This is a genomic window from Mesorhizobium sp. RSR565B, assembly GCF_054719465.1.
Genome location: NZ_JBTTIE010000001.1, coordinates 4,829,484 through 4,847,918, shown reverse-complemented (window position 1 = coordinate 4,847,918; position 18,435 = coordinate 4,829,484). Strand labels below are relative to the sequence as shown.

Annotated in this window: 17 protein-coding genes and 1 pseudogene; 11 read left to right on the top strand and 7 right to left on the bottom strand. The window is 63.2% G+C overall.

Features of this window, described 5'->3' with window-relative positions; all coding sequences use genetic code 11:
* Positions 1 to 8: 8 nt before the first annotated feature.
* Positions 9 to 440: a L,D-transpeptidase gene (locus tag ACYG9R_RS23230; protein WP_023681747.1), complete on the bottom strand. Its 432-nt coding sequence runs from the start codon at positions 438 to 440 to the stop codon at positions 9 to 11.
* 223 nt (positions 441 to 663) lie between these two features.
* Here ACYG9R_RS23230 and ACYG9R_RS23225 point away from each other — a divergent pair, with 223 nt between their 5' ends.
* From ACYG9R_RS23225 to ACYG9R_RS23205, 5 genes are all read left to right on the top strand, one after another.
* Complete coding sequence (locus ACYG9R_RS23225) at positions 664 to 1,944, top strand: acetylornithine deacetylase/succinyl-diaminopimelate desuccinylase family protein (RefSeq protein ID WP_023751595.1); 1,281 nt, start codon at positions 664 to 666, stop codon at positions 1,942 to 1,944.
* A 121-nt stretch (positions 1,945 to 2,065) separates the two neighbouring features.
* Positions 2,066 to 3,541 (top strand): ABC transporter substrate-binding protein, encoded by a 1,476-nt coding sequence (locus tag ACYG9R_RS23220; protein WP_023823060.1) that lies wholly within the window; start codon positions 2,066 to 2,068, stop codon positions 3,539 to 3,541.
* Positions 3,542 to 3,875: 334 nt separating this feature from the next.
* The gene (locus ACYG9R_RS23215; RefSeq protein ID WP_023700305.1) at positions 3,876 to 4,823 is read left to right on the top strand and encodes an ABC transporter permease; all 948 of its coding nucleotides are present in this window, start codon (positions 3,876 to 3,878) and stop codon (positions 4,821 to 4,823) included.
* Positions 4,820 to 5,689 carry an ABC transporter permease gene (locus tag ACYG9R_RS23210; protein WP_023823061.1) on the top strand — a complete coding sequence of 290 codons (870 nt, stop codon included), beginning with the start codon at positions 4,820 to 4,822 and terminating at the stop codon, positions 5,687 to 5,689. The genes ACYG9R_RS23215 and ACYG9R_RS23210 overlap by 4 nt, the downstream gene beginning before the upstream one ends.
* Entirely contained in the window at positions 5,686 to 7,308 is a 1,623-nt protein-coding gene (locus ACYG9R_RS23205) for an ABC transporter ATP-binding protein (protein WP_023823062.1), read from the top strand. The genes ACYG9R_RS23210 and ACYG9R_RS23205 overlap by 4 nt, the downstream gene beginning before the upstream one ends.
* A 115-nt stretch (positions 7,309 to 7,423) precedes the next feature.
* Here the strand turns inward: ACYG9R_RS23205 and ACYG9R_RS23200 are convergent, their stop codons facing one another.
* Positions 7,424 to 7,855: a TerB family tellurite resistance protein gene (locus ACYG9R_RS23200; protein ID WP_023688142.1), complete on the bottom strand. Its 432-nt coding sequence runs from the start codon at positions 7,853 to 7,855 to the stop codon at positions 7,424 to 7,426.
* A gap of 195 nt (positions 7,856 to 8,050) precedes the next feature.
* Between ACYG9R_RS23200 and ACYG9R_RS23195 the strand changes: the two genes are divergently transcribed.
* The 3 genes and pseudogenes from ACYG9R_RS23195 to ACYG9R_RS23185 all read left to right on the top strand — a co-directional run.
* A complete protein-coding gene (locus ACYG9R_RS23195; RefSeq protein WP_023823063.1) occupies positions 8,051 to 8,836 on the top strand; it encodes a TSUP family transporter in 786 nt (261 codons plus the stop codon).
* Positions 8,837 to 8,888: 52 nt separating this feature from the next.
* Positions 8,889 to 9,059 carry a hypothetical protein gene (locus tag ACYG9R_RS23190; RefSeq protein WP_023670429.1) on the top strand — a complete coding sequence of 57 codons (171 nt, stop codon included), beginning with the start codon at positions 8,889 to 8,891 and terminating at the stop codon, positions 9,057 to 9,059.
* Between the two features lie 99 nt (positions 9,060 to 9,158).
* Positions 9,159 to 9,377 (top strand): annotated as a pseudogene (locus ACYG9R_RS23185) (AraC family transcriptional regulator); the annotation flags it as partial.
* A 107-nt stretch (positions 9,378 to 9,484) separates the two neighbouring features.
* On the opposite strand, the gene ACYG9R_RS23180 reads toward ACYG9R_RS23185, so the two are convergent.
* Together ACYG9R_RS23180 and ACYG9R_RS23175 are read right to left on the bottom strand one after the other, a co-directional pair.
* Positions 9,485 to 10,960 carry a cobyric acid synthase gene (locus ACYG9R_RS23180; RefSeq protein ID WP_286488138.1) on the bottom strand — a complete coding sequence of 492 codons (1,476 nt, stop codon included), beginning with the start codon at positions 10,958 to 10,960 and terminating at the stop codon, positions 9,485 to 9,487.
* Positions 10,961 to 10,962: 2 nt separating this feature from the next.
* A complete protein-coding gene (locus ACYG9R_RS23175) occupies positions 10,963 to 11,571 on the bottom strand; it encodes a dimethylsulfonioproprionate lyase family protein (protein WP_023670427.1) in 609 nt (202 codons plus the stop codon).
* A gap of 148 nt (positions 11,572 to 11,719) precedes the next feature.
* Here ACYG9R_RS23175 and ACYG9R_RS23170 point away from each other — a divergent pair, with 148 nt between their 5' ends.
* The 3 genes from ACYG9R_RS23170 (at position 11,720) to mmsB (ending at position 14,289) form a co-directional block, all read left to right on the top strand.
* Positions 11,720 to 12,889, top strand: a complete 1,170-nt coding sequence (locus ACYG9R_RS23170) for an isobutyryl-CoA dehydrogenase (RefSeq protein WP_023688138.1) — start codon at positions 11,720 to 11,722, stop codon at positions 12,887 to 12,889.
* A gap of 69 nt (positions 12,890 to 12,958) precedes the next feature.
* Entirely contained in the window at positions 12,959 to 13,327 is a 369-nt protein-coding gene (locus ACYG9R_RS23165; RefSeq protein ID WP_023688137.1) for a four helix bundle protein, read from the top strand.
* Positions 13,328 to 13,404: 77 nt separating this feature from the next.
* Positions 13,405 to 14,289: a 3-hydroxyisobutyrate dehydrogenase gene (gene mmsB, locus ACYG9R_RS23160; RefSeq protein ID WP_023688136.1), complete on the top strand. Its 885-nt coding sequence runs from the start codon at positions 13,405 to 13,407 to the stop codon at positions 14,287 to 14,289.
* Between the two features lie 424 nt (positions 14,290 to 14,713).
* On the opposite strand, the gene ACYG9R_RS23155 is transcribed toward mmsB, so the two are convergent.
* From ACYG9R_RS23155 to ACYG9R_RS23145, 3 genes are read right to left on the bottom strand one after another with little or no spacing between them, the layout of a single operon-like run.
* Positions 14,714 to 16,093, bottom strand: coding sequence for an aspartate aminotransferase family protein (locus ACYG9R_RS23155; protein WP_023688135.1), 1,380 nt, complete (start codon positions 16,091 to 16,093; stop codon positions 14,714 to 14,716).
* A 52-nt stretch (positions 16,094 to 16,145) separates the two neighbouring features.
* Positions 16,146 to 16,268 carry a hypothetical protein gene (locus ACYG9R_RS23150; protein WP_023670422.1) on the bottom strand — a complete coding sequence of 41 codons (123 nt, stop codon included), beginning with the start codon at positions 16,266 to 16,268 and terminating at the stop codon, positions 16,146 to 16,148.
* Between the two features lie 32 nt (positions 16,269 to 16,300).
* A complete protein-coding gene (locus ACYG9R_RS23145) occupies positions 16,301 to 18,370 on the bottom strand; it encodes a prolyl oligopeptidase family serine peptidase (RefSeq protein WP_023823065.1) in 2,070 nt (689 codons plus the stop codon).
* Between the last annotated feature and the right edge of the window lie 65 nt (positions 18,371 to 18,435).

The window sequence follows — 18,435 nt, the reverse complement described above, 5'->3', positions numbered from 1 at the left end:
CGATAGGCTCAGTTCGTAACAACGATCCGCGTATTGCCGAAGCCGACTTCGCGCACCATCGCATAGAACATCGCGGCATTGGCGGTGTGCAGCCGCACGCAGCCATGCGATGCCGGACGCCCTAGCTGTCTGACCGCGCCGGTGCCGTGGATGGCGTAGCCGCCATGGAAGAACACCGAGTAAGGCATTGGCGACATGTGGTATTTCTTCGAATACCACATCCGCGCCGTGCGTTGCGGCCGATAGGTGCCACGCGGCGTGAAATAGCCGCTGCGCGCGGTCGACACGCTCCAGCGATAAAGCACCTGGCCGTATTGGCTGACGGTCATGGTCTGCGACGAGACGTCGATGCTGGCCACCAGCGAGGCAGCCCTGCTTTCGATGGACGTGCCGAACAGCATCGCAGCAAAAGCAGCTGCCATGAGAACGATTTTAGTCATGAGATCAAACCCCTTTGATGCCCCTTGCCTGCCCTGTCATCACGCGGTTTTTCATCTTTTTAACGACAGGTGAGTGACCTAGCACACACTCCTTGATAAATTCGCCAATCTAAAGCAGCGAATTTGAACGATTTTCCCGCCATAGTTGCCGCTGCGACACGAAGTTTCGGCGCCAGTGGCGCGATGCTTGCAAAACCACCCCCTTGCCTGCTCAAATCCGGGAATGAGCGAACGACTCTTCAAAGCGATAGACGCCCGTGTTGATGACCTGGTCGCACTGACCGCCGACCTGATCCGCTTCCCGACCATCAACCCGCCCGGCGAAGCCTATCGCCCCTGCGCCGAATATATCGGTGCGCGCCTAGGCAGGCTTGGCTTCGAAACCGAATTCATCCGCGCCGAAGGCACGCCCGGCGACACCGACCGCTATCCCCGCGTCAATGTCGTCGCCCGCTTCGACGGCCGCTCGCCTGGGGCCTGCGTCCATTTCAACTCGCACATCGATGTGGTCGAAGCCGGCGAAGGCTGGAGCGTCGATCCCTTTGCCGGGGTGGTGAAGGACGGCAAGGTCTACGGCCGCGGCGCCTGCGACATGAAAGGGGGCATGGCCGCCTCGATCATCGCGGCGGAAGCCTTCATGGAGGTTTTCCCCGACTTTCCCGGCGCCATCGAAATCTCCGGCACCGTCGATGAAGAGTCCGGCGGCTTCGGCGGCGTCGCCCATTTGGCCAGGCTCGGCTATTTCTCGAAACCCAAGGTCGACCACGTCATCATCCCCGAGCCGCTGAACAAGGACCGCATCTGTCTTGGCCATCGCGGCGTCTGGTGGGCGGAGATCGAGACCAAGGGCGAGATCGCGCATGGCTCGATGCCGTTCCTCGGCGACAATGCCGTGCGCCACATGGGCGCCGTGCTGCAGGCCTTCGAGGATGAACTTTTTCCGGCGCTCGACCGCAAGGTGACGCGCATGCCTGTCGTGCCCGAAGGCGCAAAGCGCTCGACCATGAACATCAACTCGATCCATGGCGGCCAGACCGAGGATTTCCGCCCCGGCCTGCCCTCACCCAACGTGCCCGACGCTTGCCGGCTGACCATCGACCGCCGCTTCCTGCTCGAGGAGGACCTTGCCACGGTCAAGAGCGAGGTGACCGATATCCTCGACCGGCTGAAGCGCGAGCGCAAAAAGTTCGACTACGAGATTCGCGACCTGATGGAGGTGCTGCCGCTGATGACCGAGCGCGATGCGCCAGTGGTCAAGGCGGTGGCGCAAGGCATCATGGCGATCTTCGACCGCGAGCCGGATTATGTCATTTCACCAGGTACTTACGACCAGAAGCACATCGCCCGCATCGGCCACATCTATGATTGCATCGCCTATGGCCCGGGCATTTTGGACCTCGCCCACCGGCCCGACGAATGGGTCGGTATCTCTGACATGGTGGAGTCGGCCAAGGTGATGGCGATCGGGCTGAATGTGCTGCTTAGGGGCACGGCCGCGGACTGAACCATCGACTTCGCTGAAAAAACATTCCTCCCCGCGCCGCTGCAGAGCACGAAACGCAATTTACTCCACCTCGAAATCACGCTTCTATCGTACCAGGGTTCGAGCATTTGGGAGTTGCACGATGAAATTGTGGAAAACCATTCTTGCCGCCGCAGTGCTGGCACTGGCCGGCAGTCAGGCATTTGCCGCACGCACCGACCTGGTGATCGGCATTACGCTCGAGCCGCCACATCTCGATCCGACCGCCGGTGCTGCCGCGGCGATCGACGAAGTGCTCTACGCCAACGTCTTCGAGGGCCTGACCCGCATCGGCCCGAATGGCGAAGTCCTGCCCGACCTTGCCGAGAGCTGGGCCATTTCCGACGATGGCAAGGTCTACACCTTCAAGCTGCGCACCGGCGTCAAATTCCATGACGGCAGCGATTTCGACGCCGGCGACGTGAAGTTCTCCCTCGACCGCGCCCGTGCCGACAATTCCGTAAACGCGCAAAAGGCCTTGTTCGCCGCCATCGATACGGTCGAAGTCGTCGATCCGGCAACGGTCAAGGTGACGCTGAAGAACCCGCAAGGGTCGTTCCTTTACAATCTGGGCTGGGGCGACGCCGTGATCGTGGCGCCCGAGAGCGCCGACACCAACAAGGAAAAGCCCATCGGCACCGGCCCGTTCAAATTCCAGAGCTGGGCCAAGGGCTCGTCGATCACGCTGGTGAAATCGGACACTTACTGGGGCGCCCCGGTGTTCCTCGACAAGGCCGAGTTCCGCATCGTTCCCGAAGCCGCTGCCGCCGTGCCGGCGCTGCTCTCGGGCGACATCCAGGCTTTCCCTTTCTTCGATCCCGACAGCGTCGCGCAGGTCAAGGACGATCCGCGCTTCAAGGTGGTGATCGGCTCGACCGAGGGCGAGACCATTTTGGCGATCAACAACAAGAAGCCGCCTTTCGACAACCTCGAGGTGCGGCAGGCGATTGCCTTCGCGCTCGACCGCAAGGCGATCATCGACGGCGCCTCGGCCGGCCTCGGCGTGCCGATCGGTTCGCACATGTCGCCCGCCAGCAAGGCCTATGTCGACCTCACCGGCCTGTACCCGCACAATGTCGACAAGGCCAAGGAGCTGCTGAAGCAAGCCGGCTTCGAAAACGGCATCAAGGCGACGCTGAAACTGCCGCCGCCTTCCTATGCACGGCTTGGCGGCGAGATCATCGCCTCGCAGCTGCGCGATGTCGGCATCGACCTGGAAATCATTCCGGTCGAATGGGCGCAGTGGCTGGATCAGGTGTTCACCAAGAAGGATTACGACCTGACCATCGTCTCCCACACCGAGCCCGGCGACATCGATATCTATTCGCGCAAGGACTACTACTTCAACTACGACAACCCCGCCTTCGACAAGATCATCGCCGAGCTGAACCTCACCTCCGACGACGCCAAGCGCAACACGCTGCTCGGCGAAGCACAGAAGATCCTGGCCGACGACGCCGTGGTCGGCTTCCTCTATGAACTGCCGAAGGTCGGCGTCTGGGACGCCAAGCTGCAGGGCCTGTGGGAGAATGCGCCGATCCAGGCGAATGATCTGACCAAGGTGAAGTGGACGGATTGAGGCGGCGCCCGACAGGCAACAGTGTGCATTCCTTCACACCCCCCTCTGCCCTGCCGGGCATCTCCCCCGCAAGGGGGGAGATTGGGCTCTCATCTCCGCTTTCGCCTATCGCGAACGTTGAACGCTGGTCGACGACACGGAAACTGCTGATCTCCCCCCTTGCGGGGGGTGAGGAGTGGTCCGCGCAGCGGACGGAAAGCCAACTGCTTGGCTTTCCGAACAACGAACGCCCGAAGCGACAGCGAAGGGCCGGGTCCGGCAGGACAGAGGGGGGTGTGACAGAACGCTGCCTTTGCTCAGTCATCGCACTTGGCAACGCACCATTCCCTCCACCATGACCGCCTACCTCCTCAAACGCCTCGCCATCGCCATCGCAACCTTGATCCTGGCCTCGATGATCGTTTTCGCCGTGCTCGAAATCCTGCCCGGCGACCCGGCGCGGCTGATGCTCGGCCTCAACGCCAGCGCCGATCAGGTCGAACTCCTGCGCAACCAGATGGGCCTCAACGCACCGCTTCTCCTGCGTTACCTCCACTGGGTCGGTGGCCTGCTCAGCCTCGATTTCGGCCGCTCCTACACTTATTCGGTGCCGGTCATCGACCTTGTCCGCGAGCGCATGGCGGTTTCCCTGCCGCTGGCGCTGATCGCGCTGGCGCTGTCGACCATCATTGCCATCCCGGTCGGGCTCTATTCCGCCAGCCGGCGCGGGCGGGCCGGTGACACGATCGCCATGGGCGCCGCCCAGCTCGGCGTCGCCATCCCGAACTTCTGGTTCGCGCTGATGCTGATCTACCTCTTTGCCGTCTGGCTGCGGCTGGTGCCGGCCGGCGGTTTCCCCGGCTGGAGCGCCGGCGCCTGGCCGGCGCTGAAATCGCTGCTGCTGCCGGCCGTAGCACTCGCTCTGCCGCAGGCCGCGATCCTGGCTCGCGTTGCCCGCTCCGCGCTGCTCGAGGTGCTGAACGAGGATTATATTCGCACCGCCCGCGCCAAGGGCCTGCCCTATCGCGCTGTGCTGTGGCGGCACGCGCTGCGCAATGCGATGATCCCGGTTCTGACCATTCTGGGCCTGCAATTCGCCTTCCTGCTCGCCGGCACCATCATCATCGAGAACGTCTTTTATCTGCCTGGTCTGGGACGGCTGGTGTTCCAGGCGATCACTCAGCGCGACCTGATCGTGGTGGAAAGCATCGTCATGCTGCTGGTCGTCGCCGTCATTGCAGTCAACCTCGTCGTCGACGTCTCCTACGCCATCGTCGATCCGCGCCTTCGAGGCCGGCAATGACGCTGCACATCGACATCCCGCAGGAGACGTTGGGCAGCATTCTGGCCAAGGCCTTCCGCAACCGCTCCTTCCTCATCGGCTTCGCCATCACGGTGCTGGTGGCTGCAATAGCGGTCATCTCCTACGTCTGGACGCCCTACGACGTGACCAAACTGGTGATCTCGGACAAGACGCTGGCGCCCTCTGCGGCGCACTGGTTCGGCACCGATCATTTCGGCCGCGACATCCTGTCGATGATCATGGTCGGCGCCCGCAACTCAATTGCCGTGGCGCTGGTCGCGGTCGGCATCGGCATGGGCGTCGGCGTGCCGCTCGGCGCCTTCGCCGCGGCGCGCGGCGGGTTTGTCGACGAGGCGCTGATGCGGCTGAACGACCTCGTCTTCGCCTTCCCGGCGCTGCTGTCGGCGATCATGATCACCGCCATCTTCGGACCGGGCGCAATCAACGCCATCATCGCAATCGGCATTTTCAACATCCCGGTGTTTGCGCGTGTCGCCCGCGCCGGCGCGCTGGCGATCTGGCCGCGCGAGTTCATCCTCGCCGCGCGCGCCGCCGGCAAGAGCAAGACGCAGATTACAATCGAGCACGTGCTGCCCAACATCGCCACGCTGCTTCTGGTGCAAGGCACCATCCAGTTCGCGCTCGGCATTTTGGCCGAAGCCGGTCTCTCCTATGTCGGCCTCGGCGCCCAGCCGCCAATGCCGAGCTGGGGCCGCATGCTGTTCGACGCCCAGACGCGCATGGTGGTGGCGGCGTGGATGGCGATCTTCCCCGGCATGGCCATTGTCGTCACCGTGCTTGGGCTCAATCTGCTCGGCGACGGCATCGCCGACATACTCGACCCGAAGTCGCGGCGGCAACGATGAGCCTGCTGCAGATCGAGAACCTGTCGCTGGCGATCGGCGACACGTCGATCCTCAAAGGGGTCGACCTCTCCGTCGCGCCCGGCGAGGTGATGGGGCTGGTCGGCGAATCCGGCTCGGGCAAATCGATGACGGCGCTGACCATCATGCAGCTTCTGCCGCATGCTGCGCGCGCCACCGGCTGCGTGACCTTCGAGGGCATCGACATCCTCGCGGCCACAGAGGACCAGATGTGCGCGTTGCGCGGCGATGACATCGGCATGGTGTTCCAGGAGCCCATGACGGCGCTGAACCCGGTCAAGACCATCGGCGAACAAGTCGCCGAAGGCATACGCTGGCACACCAAAGCCAGCCACGCGGAAGCCGAAGACCGGGCGCGCAAAATGCTCGACCGCGTCGGCCTGCCCGAGGCGAAATTCCCGCTGTCGCGCTATCCGCACGAATTGTCGGGCGGCCAGCGCCAGCGCGTCGTCATCGCCATTGCCTGCGCATTGAAACCCAAGCTGCTCATCGCCGACGAGCCGACCACGGCGCTCGACGTGGTGCTGCAGGCGCAGATCCTCGACCTCTTGCGCGGCCTTGTCAGCGAAAACCGAATGGGCCTGCTGTTGATCTCGCACGATCTCGCCGTCGTCACCGAAATGGCCGACCGCATCACCATCCTGCGCCATGGCGAGGTGATGGAAGCCGGCGACACCGCACGCACGCTATCGGAACAGCTGCATCCCTACACGCGCCAGCTGGCGCTGGCCTCCATGCACGTGCCCGCGCGCGCCAAGGTTCACGCCACCGGCCAGGGCAAACCGCTGCTTGAGGTCGAAGGCGTGACACGGGACTATCCGGGCCGGCGCACCTCCCTGTTCAAGTCAGCGGCTCCAATCCGCGCCGTCGACGACGTGTCCTTGTCGCTGGCGCCGGGCCAATCGGTGGCGCTGGTCGGCCGCTCCGGCTGCGGCAAGTCAACGCTTGCCCGCATGATCCTGGCGCTCGACAAATCGACATCGGGAACGATCCGCTTTCGCGGCGAGACCATCACCGGTAAAAGCGAGGCGGAGCTCAAAGCCGCGCGGCGCGACATGCAGGTGGTGTTCCAGGATCCCTACGGCTCTTTCGACCCGCGCAAGAAGGTCGAGAAACTGGTCGCCGAGCCGCTGCATGTACTGGAAAAGAAGCCGACACCGGCCGAGCGGCGCGAGATGGTGGCGCATGCGCTGCACGAGGTCGGCCTCGGCGTCAGCGACATGGACAAATATCCGCATGAGTTTTCCGGCGGCCAGCGCCAGCGCCTGTCGATCGCCCGCGCCATTATCACCAGGCCGAAGCTGGTCGTCGCCGACGAGCCGGTCTCGGCGCTCGACGTCTCGATCCGCGCCCAGATCCTCGATCTGTTCGCAGAGCTCAACCAGAAGCTCGGCATCGCCTATCTCTTCATCACTCACGATTTGACCGTCGCCCGCGCCATCACCGATGAGGTGCTGGTCATGCATGACGGCAGGATCGTCGAGCGCGGCAAGACCGGCGACGTGCTCGATCATCCGCAGTCGGAGGCGGCCAGGGCGCTGGTCGCGGCTGCGCCCGATCTGCATCGGGCGATCGCTCACCGTATGCAGGAACAGGGGTGAGTGACCGGTTCGCGCAGCGAATTCATCGTGCCAGTGGCACGATGAAAGGTCACGAACGCTGGGACGCTGCGAAGCAGCGGGGACCCGGCCGGGCGGCCGTTGCCCCTGGTCTGCCTCACTCCTCCGGCTTCACCACATCGACCGGGCTGATGTCGAGCAAATCGAGCGTGCGGCGCAACAGCCGCACTTCGCTCTCTGCCAGTTTGGAATCGGCTTTGGCGATCTCCGCCATGTGGAGCGCCAGCAACTTGCGCCGTTCGACATCGAGATCGCGGAACAGCGCAATGGCTTGCGAACCGTTGGTCTCGTAGCCGAAATCATTGAGATATTCGATGACCGCGTCGATGCTGGTTTCCGGGATGCCGAAGGCGTCCTTGCAGATGCGCCGGAAGGCGACCATCTCGCTCTCCGAAACCGAGCCGTCGGCCAGGATCATGCGAAACAGCATCAAGAGTTCCGCCGACAGCACCGGGTCGTCGGCAACCTTGCGCACGCCGGGGTCACCATCGAAGATCGAGCGTATCTGGTCGAGCAATGCCATCGCCAACAGTATCCCTTTTCCGAGTCCGCCCAGTGCACATGACCCAAAATTGCCCAGCGGTATTGGGATAATGACATGCACCACAGGAAATCCAAGCGCAACGCGCTTGGATGGACGTAGCGCGGAATCGGCCTTGCGCAAACCAGATGGCCATGAGAAGGCGCGGCATCACCTTTCCCGCCGGAATGTTCAGAAATCCCGATGCTCGACCTCGCTACCCACACCGTCATCATGCTTGCCTTCGCCGCCTTTGCAGCCGGCTTTGTCGATTCGATAGCCGGCGGCGGCGGGCTGATCACCATCCCGGCCCTGCTGCTTGCCGGATTCCCGCCGGTCGCAGCACTTGGAACCAACAAGCTGCAGGGCATTTTCGGCACCGCTTCGGCGACCATCCACTATGCCAGGAATGGCCATGTCGATCTGCGTCGACAGCTGCCATCGGCGCTTCTGGCCCTTACCGGCAGTGCCGTCGGCGCCTTGCTGGCGGCATTCGTGCCAGGTGATCTCCTGCGGGCGCTGCTGCCGCTGCTTTTGATCGCCATCGCGATCTACTTCGCCGTGAAACCCAACATGAACGATGTCGACCGCGCCGAGCGCCTGTCGCCCTTCCTGTTCGGGCTGATCATCGCCCCTTTGGTCGGCTTCTATGACGGGCTGTTCGGGCCGGGAGCCGGCTCCTTCTATATGCTGGCCTTCGTCAGCCTTGCCGGCTTCGGCGTGCTCAAGGCGACGGCACACACCAAGCTGCTCAATTTCGCCTCCAACATTGGCGGCTTCATCGTCTTTGCCATCGCCGGCGTCGTCTACTGGAAGATCGGGCTGATGATGGGCGTCGCCCAGTTCCTCGGCGCCCGGCTCGGCGCCAGCCTTGCCATCCGCATCGGCGCCCGGCTGATCAAGCCGCTGCTGGTGATCATCTGCCTGGCGCTGGCGGTGAAGCTGCTGGCCGACCCGGCGAACCCATTGCGCCAGCTGATTGGTGTATAAGCCTCACGCCTGATAGGATGCCGTTGTACGAATCATGTTGGAGGGACCACACATGAATCTTAGTGCACCCACTCAGCTTGTTTTCATCATATCCCTAGTCATCGCCATCATCGGCGTGCTCGCCGCGCTTGGCGTTCTTGCGTTCATTCCTCTGGCTGCGGTGTGGATTGTCCTCATCGCATACATTGTGCTTGCCGCCGCCTGCCTGATGCGCGGCGCCTAGGCACCCGAGACTTCTGCAATTCGAAGCGCCCGGTCAAAAGCCGGGCGCTTTTGCTTTGGATGCATGGTCCGTTAGGCTCTTCCGCGCGGAAGGATGACCATGTCCGGCGAGACGGAGCGCCACGATCAACAGCACCGCCCGGTAGCCGACCGGTTCGAGATGGTGCGGCGCGCGCCGGGCCTGCGGCTGCAGAACGCGGTCACCGACATTTGTGGCTATCGCGAAACGGCGCCCGGCCATTTTCGCAATGTCGAATACGCCTCGCTCACCGTCCCGCTGGTGATCAGTTTCGCAGAATCCTTCGCCATCGGCCTTGGTCCTTCAGCGCCGCGTCGAAGGTCGGCGAAAGCGCCCGAACTTCGACATCCACGGAGTGGAAACGAAGCGGAAGCGCAGACCCGAGGATGACGAAACGATGGGCGGCCCTACCTCGCTAACCCAAAAATCGCATCGCAATCGAGATGGCGCTCCAGTTCGGTTGCGATCTCGTCCAGAGCGTTTTCCACCTCCGCCCGATAGTCGACGCCGCCGCCTTTCACGCCGAGGCTTTCCAGGAATCTCGCTCGGAAAGCGTCGGCGGAAAACAGGCCGTGCAGATAGGTGCCAAAAACCTTGCCATCGGCGGAAATGGCACCGTCGTCGATGCCGTTGATCACAGCCGACGGCCGCGCCATGTCCGGCCCGGTGGTACGGCCGAGATGGATTTCGTAGCCCTCGAGCGCCAGGCCGAACGGCACTGAGCGGGCGCTGACATTGCGCACCGTCTTTTCCGGCTCCATCACCGTCTCGATGTCGAGCAGACCAAGACCTTCCGCCTCGGTGACGCTGCCCTCGATGCGATCGGGATCGCGCACCAGGCGGCCGAGCATCTGGAAGCCGCCGCAAATGCCGACGATATGGCCGCCGCGTTTGCGGTGCGCGAGGAGATCGCGATCCCAGCCATTCTCGCGGAACTTCATGAGATCGCCGATCGTCGATTTGGAACCGGGAATGACCACCAGGCCGGCATCCTCCGGCAAGCGCTGCCCCGGCGGCACAAACACCACTTCGACCTGCGGTTCGGCCTTGAGCGGGTCGAGGTCGTCGAAATTGGCGATGCGGCCAAGCATCGGCACGGCGACCTTCAACGCCCGCTTCTCGCCCGATGCCAGGCGTTCGAGCACGACCGAATCCTCCGAAGGCAATCGCGCCGCCGCCTTCAGCCACGGCACGACGCCAAAGCAGCGCCAGCCGGTGAAGCTTTCGATCGACCGGATGCCGTCGTCGAACAGCGAGACATCGCCGCGGAACTTATTGATGAGGTAGCCGACGATCATGCGCCTGTCTCCCTCCGGCAGGATCAGATGCGTGCCGGCGACCGAAGCGATGACGCCACCGCGGTCGATGTCGCCGACCAGGATGACCGGCACGTCGGCGCGCGTGGCAAAGCCCATATTGGCGATGTCGCGGCTGCGCAGGTTGATTTCGGCCGGCGATCCGGCGCCCTCGACGACGACCAGATCGGCGCCCTCACCGACCTTCGTCCAGGACTCCAGCACGGCGTCCATCAGCCCCGCTTTCATTGTCTGGTAGTCGCGCGCTCGCGCCTCGCCGAACACCTTGCCCTGCACGATCACCTGCGAACCGATGTCGCTCTGGGGTTTGAGCAGCACCGGATTCATATGCACGGTCGGCTGAACACCACACGCCAGCGCTTGCAGCCATTGCCCACGGCCAATCTCGCCGCCGCCGGGGCGGTCGTCGCCCGGAATGTCGGCGACGGCGGCATTGTTCGACATGTTCTGCGGCTTGAACGGCCTGACTTTCAGCCCGCGATTCCTGGCCGCGCGGCAGAGCCCCGCCACCAGCACCGTCTTGCCGACATCCGAACCCGTGCCTTGCAGCATGATCGCCTTGGCCATGCTCAGCCCCTGCCCTGCGCGCCGGAAACGGTCGATTTCTGCGCCAGCGGCCCGCCGCGCCAGATGTAGAGCGCCAGCAACGCTTCGCTGCCGGTGCGCATGGCATGGCTGACATTGGAGGCGTGATGGATAATTTCGCCCGCCTGGCGGGTGTGAAAGCCGCCTTCGCCCATGCGCCACTCGGTGCCGCCGGTCAGCGGAATGTAGATCTCCTCGGCAATGTGATGATGGTCGGGATAGGTGATGCCGGGCCCCAGGATCAGCAATCCGGCCGCGACCTCTTCATTGGCGAAATGGCCGCGCGTGCCAAACACCTCCAGCCAGCCGTATTTCTGCAAGAACGCTTCACCAAAATCGCTCGCGTTGTAGGTCTGCCCCCAGCACAGATCGTCACGACGCTCCGCCAGCAGTTGCACCAGAGGCTGCGGGTCCGGCGGCGCCAGTTCGACAATGCGGTCGAGCAGACCAAGGCAAGGCAGCGGATGCGCTTCGAGCACGCGCGCCGTCATATTCCAGCCGATCCGGGTCACGGCGTCCCGCACCAGCGCGTTGTCCACGCCCCGGAGATAGGCATGGAAGCGGTCGAGCAATTCGTCGAAATATGTCGGCACGCAATGCTCCCTTGATCCATTCATGCACAGCGGCTGCGCGGCGAGCCGGGTTGCGCGGCGGCATCATTGGTCTAGATTGAGCGGCGCGCAAAGCCAAAAACAACAGGCCAGCAAGCCAACCCCAGCTGGGGAACACAGGGAGCACGCCATGGACGCCGCGGTCGATGCGAGCACCAGCCAGTTCGAGCTCAACGAGGAACAGCGCGCCATCCAGGAGATGGCACAGGCCTTCGCCGCCGATCGCGTTGCGCCCAATGCGCTCGAATGGGACCGGGCAAGACACTTTCCTGCCGATGTAATCCGCGAGACCGGCCCGCTCGGCCTCGGCGGCATCTATGTCAGGGACGATGTCGGCGGCTCGGCGCTCGGCCGGCTCGACGCCGTGCTGATCTTCGAGGCACTGTCGCACGCCGATCCGGCGTTTTCCTCCTTCATCTCGATCCACAATATGGCGGCGTCGATGATCGACCGCTTCGGCGACGACGAGCAGCGCCAACGCTTCCTGCCGAAGCTGACCTCGATGGAATGGCTGGCGAGCTACTGCCTGACCGAGCCGGGTTCAGGCTCGGATGCCGCGGCGCTGAAGACGCGCGCGGTGAAGAACGGCAACGACTATGTGCTTAACGGCGCCAAGCAGTTCATCTCCGGGGCCGGCGACAGCGACCTCTATGTCGTCATGGCGCGCACCGGCGCCGACGGGCCGAAGGGCATTTCCACCTTCGTCGTGCCGAAGGATGCGCCCGGCCTCTCCTTCGGCGCCAACGAGCACAAGATGGGCTGGCACATGCAGTCGACCCGCCAGGTGATCTTCGAGGACTGCAAGGTGCCGGCTGCAAACCTGCTGTCGGGGGAAGGCGCAGGTTTCGGCATCGCCATGGCCGGCCTTGACGGCGGCCGCCTCAATATCGCTGCCTGTTCGCTCGGCGGCGCGCAATCTGCGCTCGACAAGGCGCTGTCCTATACCGCCGAGCGCAAGGCTTTCGGCTCGAAGATCAACCAGTTCCAGGCGCTGCAGTTCAGGTTGGCCGACATGGAGACCGAATTGCAGGCAGCGCGGATCTTTCTCTACGCCGCCGCCTCGAAACTCGACCGCAAGGCGTCGGATGCCGGCAAATGGTCGGCCATGGCCAAGCGCTTCGTCACCGACATCGGCTTCAACGTCGCCAACGAGGCGCTGCAGCTGCATGGCGGTTATGGCTATCTTCATGATTACGGTATCGAAAAACTGGTGCGCGACCTGCGCGTCCACCAGATCCTCGAAGGCACCAACGAGATCATGCGCGTCATCATCGCGCGGGCGTTGATCGGACGGCAGTAGGCAGTAGGCAGTAGGCAGTAGGCAGTAGGCAGTAGGCAGTAGGCAGTAGGCAGTAGGCAGTAGGCAAAGATGACCGGCAAGGTCAACTCGTACAAGGATCTTATCGTATGGCAGCAGGCGATGGATCTGGCTATCAGCACCTACTCATTGACCAAGACATGGCCCAAAGAGGAATTATATGGGCTGACCAGCCAAATCCGCCGTTCAGCAACCTCTATCCCTGCAAACATCGCGGAAGGCTATGGCCGAGACAACCGAGGCTCCTATCAGCAATTTCTCAGGATAGCCCAAGGCTCGCTTAAGGAGTTCGAGACACACCTCCAAATCGCTCAACGCATTGGCGTTGCCACGCATGGGCAAGCTGAGCACCTGCTTCTGGCGGCCGAGGCCATCGGAAAAATGCTTCGCCAACTTATTCTCAAACTCGCACCCGAATAGGTCGCCCTACTGCCTACTGCCTACTGCCTACTGCCTACTGCCTACTGCCTACTGCCTACTCATCATGGAGCACCGCTATGACCACTGTCGCCTTCATCGGCTTGGGTAATATGGGCAATCCTATGGCCGCCAATCTGGTCAAGGCGGGTCATACGGTACATGGCTTCGACCTGATGCCGGAGAACCTGACCGTCGCGCGCGAGCATGGTGTCACCGTCATGGCTAATGCTGTTGCCGCGGTGAAGGACGTCGATGTCGTGATCACCATGCTTCCCGCCGGCAAGCACGTGCTCTCGGTCTACGAGGACATCGCACCCAAGGCCAAACCAGGCGCCCTGTTCATTGATTCCTCGACCATCGATGTCGAGTCGGCCCGCAAGGCGCATGCCGTAGCAAGGAAGCACGGGCTGCATTCGATCGACGCCCCCGTCTCCGGCGGCACCGGCGGTGCTGCTGCGGGAACGCTGACCTTCATGGCCGGCGGCGCCAAGGATGCCTTCGCCAAGGCCGAACCGGTCCTGAAGCCGATGGCAGGCCGCATCGTCCATTGCGGTGACGACGGCGCCGGTCAGGCAGCCAAAATCTGCAACAACATGATGCTCGGCATTTCGATGATCGGCGTCGCAGAGGCCTTCGTGCTGGCCGAAAAGCTCGGCCTCTCGCATCAGGCCCTGTTCGACGTTGCCTCGACTTCGTCGGGCCAGTGCTGGTCGCTGACCACCTATTGCCCGGTGCCGGGTCCCGTGCCGGCCTCACCCGCCAACCGCGACTACAAACCGGGCTTTGCCGCGGCACTCATGCTGAAGGACCTGAAACTGGCGCAGGAGGCGGCCCAAAGCGCCGGCGCGGTGACGCCAATGGGGGCCGAAGCGGCCCAGCTTTATGCGCTGTTCAACGCCCAGGGAAATGGCGGATCGGATTTTTCCGGCATCATAAATTTCCTTCGCGGCAGTTCTCTATAAGTTTCGAATTTGGCAGCGCTTTTCTCGATTTTTATTGCGCGGAAAAATTGCAAATTTAGATTTGCTTAAGCTCTCGATAACCCGGCGGTAACGATGTGCCTATATAACGGATGGCGAGGCGGACATATCGCATCCGCCCGGCGCTCCGGATCAGGTCTCGCGTACCGGAGCCCGTAAGTTTCGCAAGTGTATTGTTGGCGAAATGCCATGCGTATCTGGCAAAGCCGCGTTCCGATGGAGCGCGGTTTTTGCGTTTTGCAGTCCTATACTGTTCGATCTGAATTATATTCCGATTGCAGCGTTCGGAATTGCCTGATGGTCTTCATTGACCAGCACGATCGGTGCGCTGACCCCTTCGACCCTGACGATAAGCAGGCGCACAGTCCGGGCGCCCTGATTGCAAGGCGTCCGGCTGTCGTTCCATCTACTTCTTGCGCAAATCCGCTTGCGCCAGATCCAGCGCTTTGGCGATGCGATCGCAAGCCATGTCGATCGTCGCGCGGGTCCAGATCAGCGGCGGCGACAGGATCATCGTGTCGCCGGTGGCGCGCAGCATCAGGCCTTGCGCGATGGCGTGGTCGCGGACGGTGACGGCGGCACTGCCCGCCGGCAGGAAGCGCTCCTTGGTCGCCTTGTCCTTGACGATCTCGACCGCGCCCATCAGCCCGATCGATCGCACCTCGCCGACCAGTTCGTGGCCGGCAATGCGCTCCTGCAGCGCCTGGGCGAAGTAAGGTCCAGTGTCGTTCCTGACCCTGTCGACCAGGCCTTCTCGCTCCATGATCTCGAGATTCTTCAGCGCCACCGCGCAGGCCACCGGGTGACCCGAATAGGTATAGCCGTGGTAGAATTCGCCGCCCTTTTCGACCAGCGTCGCCGCGATACGGTCGCCGACCAGCAGCGCCGACAGCGGCTGATAGCCCGAGGTCAGTGCCTTGGCCGTGGTGATGGTGTCGGGCTCGATGCCGAAGGTCTGCGCCGCAAACCATTCGCCGGTGCGGCCATAGCCGGTGATGACCTCGTCCAGCATCAAAAGCACATCGTATTTGCGGCAGATGCGCTGCACTTCCGGCCAATAGCTCATCGGCGGTATTTTCACCCCGCCCGCTCCCATCACCGGCTCGCCGATGAAGGCAGCCACCTTGTCGGCGCCGGCCTCCAGAATGGCATCCTCGACCGCCTTGGCCGCGCGCAGGCCGAAATCATGGTCGCTTTCGCCAGGCAGCGCCAACTCATAGGCATAGGGCATCATCACATGGACGATGTTGGGAACCGCCCCGCCGAGCTGCTTGTGCATCGAATCCATGCCGCCGAGCGACGTGCCGGCGACGGTCGAGCCGTGATAGGCCGACTTGCGCGAGATGATGCGGTTCTTCTCCGGTTTGCCTTCCAGCACCCAATAGTGGCGCACGAGCCGCAGCGCCGTGTCGTTGGCCTCCGAGCCGGAGGAGCCGTAAAACACCTGGGCGATGCCCTTGGGCGCCAGCTCGGCCAGCTTCTTCGACAGCAGCACGGGCGTCGGCGTCGAGCATTTGAAGAAGGAATTATAGTAGGGCAATTCCTTCATCTGCGCGTAAGCGGCGTCGGCCAGCTCGTCGCGGCCATAGCCGACATTGACGCACCACAGCCCGGCCATGCCGTCGAGTATTTCGGTGCCGTCGGCATCGTAGATGAACGGGCCGTTGGCGTGGGTGATGATGCGCGAGCCGGTCTCGCGCAATTCCTTGTGGTCGGTGAAGGGATGCAGATGATGCGCGGCGTCAATCTGCTGAAGCTGCTTCAGCGAATAATTCTGGTAAGTCATGGGTTTGCTCTTTCCTCTGGAATCAAACCGGCAAGCTGCCGGGGCGACTTCGTCAGAGGACGGCGGGCGGCGAATAGCCGATGCGGGCGCACAGCCTGAGCAGTTCGGCGCGCAGCGTGCGCGGCGACGGTGTCACCGCGACCCCGAAGGCGCCGGATGTGCTCATGTAGACCATGGCGGCAGTCTATGCCGCCCGAGGCCCGGAATTCAAGCGGTGCCGCTCAATACCCTTTGCAGGAACACGTATTTCATGGCGGTTTGCGCCGCTTGCGGCCGGCGGTCGCCGCGACCGCCATGGCCGCCTTCCGTCTCCTCGAAGAACAACGTCTTGCCGTGACCTGCTTCCTGCAGCTTCGCCGCCATCTTGCGGGCGTGGCCGGGATGGACGCGGTCGTCGGCGGTCGATGTCGTGAGCAGCACCGGGGGATAGACGGCATCGGCCGAGACATGATGGTACGGCGAATAGGCGGCGAGCCACTTGGCTTCTTCCGGTTTTGCCGGATCGCCATATTCGCCGATCCACGAGGCGCCTGGCGGCAGTTCGGTGTAGCGCAGCATGTCGAGCAGCGGCACCTCGATGATGACGGCGCCGAACAGTTCGGGATGCTGCGTCAGGGAAACGCCGGTAAGCAGGCCGCCATTCGAGCCGCCCTGGATGCCGAGGGAAGCAGCCGTGGCTATGCCGCGCCTGACGACGTCCTGCGCCACCGCGGCGAAATCGTCGAAGGCAGTCTGGCGATTGCCCTTCAGCGCCGCCTGATGCCAGGCCGGCCCAAACTCGCCGCCGCCGCGAATGCAGGCCTGCACATAGGCATTGCCCTTCTCCAGCCACAGCCTGCCGCGCACGCCGGCATAGCCGGGCAGCAGCGGTATTTCGAAGCCGCCATAACCATAGAGAAGCGTCGGTACCGGACCCTTCTGGTCGCGCCGCCTGACGACGAAATACGGGATCATGGTGCCGTCCTTCGAGCGCGCCTCGAACTGTTCCGAGACCAGCGGCGCGGCGTCGAACCGCGCCGGCTGCGATTTCACGGTGGCCAGCGTCACCCCGTCATCGTCCGACCAGATGATCGAACTCGGCGTCAGGAAATCGGTGAAGGAGAAGGAGACGCTGGAACCGAAATGCTCGGCATGCGCGATGCCGACATTGCCGTTCTCGGGCAGCGCCACCGGCTTCAGCGACCAGCGGTCGCCGCTGCGCTCGGCGACAACGACCTTGCCGCGCACATTGTCCATCAGATTGATGAACAGCCGGTCCTGAGTGCGGGCAATGCCGGCGACCGAAACACGGTGCGCTGGCGCGAGCATGGTTTCAACAGGGCCCAGGTCGCCGGTGTCCATCCAGTGTTCGAAATCGAAGGAATAGAGGCCGTCCGGCAAGCACTCAGTGCCGCCCGGCGCCGTCCATGGGCTGCGCACCCCGAACACGAACCGGCCCTTGAACAGCGCGGTGTCGGTGACATCGTCCGGCAGCGGGATGCGCCGGTTTTCGCCCGACGGCAGGCGCAGAAAACTGTGCGAGGAGAAGAAGGCGATCGTGCGGGCCAGAAACAAATACTGCCTGTCGCCATCATGCTCGACCCCCGCGCCGGCCGCGAGATCCTGCTTCTCGGCCTCGAAGATCGGCGTCGCCTCCTCCAACCGGGTGCCGCGCTTCCACAGCTTGACGACGCGCGGATAACCGGACTGGGTCTTGTCGTCTTCATCGAAGGCAGCCGAGACAATGACCGTGTCCCTGTCCAGCCAGGAAAAGCCGGATTTCGAGGCGGGAGCGCGGAAGCCGCCCTCGATGAATGATTTGGTCTCGATGTCGAATTCGCGCATCTCGCTCGCATCGCCGCCATCCGGCGACATCGCCACCAGGCAAAGGTTGAAATCGGGGTAAAGGCGGCTGGCGCCGCTGAACACCCACTTCACCCCCTCCTTGGCCGACAGCACGTCGAAGTCGATGATCGTCTCCCACACAGGCTTCTCGGTCTTGTAGGAAGCAACCGTCGTGCGGCGCCAGAGGCCGAGCACATTGGTCTTGTCCTGCCAGAAATTATAGACTTGGCCGTTGAGCGCGGCACCGACCGCAATGTTGTCCTCGGCCGTCATCAGGTCGAGCGCCGTCTCGAAGGCCGCCTGGTAGGACGGATCGCCCTGTAGTTCGGCCACGGTGATCTGGTTCTGGCGATGCACCCAGTCGAGCGATTCCTTGCTGGTCCGGTCCTCCAGCCAGAGGAACTTGTCCTCCGCGGTGGCATCCGTCTGGCGTTTTGTCGTCGATTGGGTCACGCATGGTCTCCAGGCTAGTGGCGGGCAGCCCTGCCTACATCGCGTTGCAAGCGGTTTTATTCAAG

Coding starts and splice junctions, on each gene's coding strand:
- ACYG9R_RS23230 (WP_023681747.1), bottom strand. CDS start 440: ATGACTAAAATCGTTCTCATGGCAGCTGCTTTTGCTGCGATGCTGTTC.
- ACYG9R_RS23225 (WP_023751595.1), top strand. CDS start 664: ATGAGCGAACGACTCTTCAAAGCGATAGACGCCCGTGTTGATGACCTG.
- ACYG9R_RS23220 (WP_023823060.1), top strand. CDS start 2,066: ATGAAATTGTGGAAAACCATTCTTGCCGCCGCAGTGCTGGCACTGGCC.
- ACYG9R_RS23215 (WP_023700305.1), top strand. CDS start 3,876: ATGACCGCCTACCTCCTCAAACGCCTCGCCATCGCCATCGCAACCTTG.
- ACYG9R_RS23210 (WP_023823061.1), top strand. CDS start 4,820: ATGACGCTGCACATCGACATCCCGCAGGAGACGTTGGGCAGCATTCTG.
- ACYG9R_RS23205 (WP_023823062.1), top strand. CDS start 5,686: ATGAGCCTGCTGCAGATCGAGAACCTGTCGCTGGCGATCGGCGACACG.
- ACYG9R_RS23195 (WP_023823063.1), top strand. CDS start 8,051: ATGCTCGACCTCGCTACCCACACCGTCATCATGCTTGCCTTCGCCGCC.
- ACYG9R_RS23190 (WP_023670429.1), top strand. CDS start 8,889: ATGAATCTTAGTGCACCCACTCAGCTTGTTTTCATCATATCCCTAGTC.
- ACYG9R_RS23180 (WP_286488138.1), bottom strand. CDS start 10,960: ATGGCCAAGGCGATCATGCTGCAAGGCACGGGTTCGGATGTCGGCAAG.
- ACYG9R_RS23170 (WP_023688138.1), top strand. CDS start 11,720: ATGGACGCCGCGGTCGATGCGAGCACCAGCCAGTTCGAGCTCAACGAG.
- ACYG9R_RS23165 (WP_023688137.1), top strand. CDS start 12,959: ATGACCGGCAAGGTCAACTCGTACAAGGATCTTATCGTATGGCAGCAG.
- mmsB (WP_023688136.1), top strand. CDS start 13,405: ATGACCACTGTCGCCTTCATCGGCTTGGGTAATATGGGCAATCCTATG.
- ACYG9R_RS23155 (WP_023688135.1), bottom strand. CDS start 16,093: ATGACTTACCAGAATTATTCGCTGAAGCAGCTTCAGCAGATTGACGCC.
- ACYG9R_RS23150 (WP_023670422.1), bottom strand. CDS start 16,268: ATGGTCTACATGAGCACATCCGGCGCCTTCGGGGTCGCGGTGACACCG.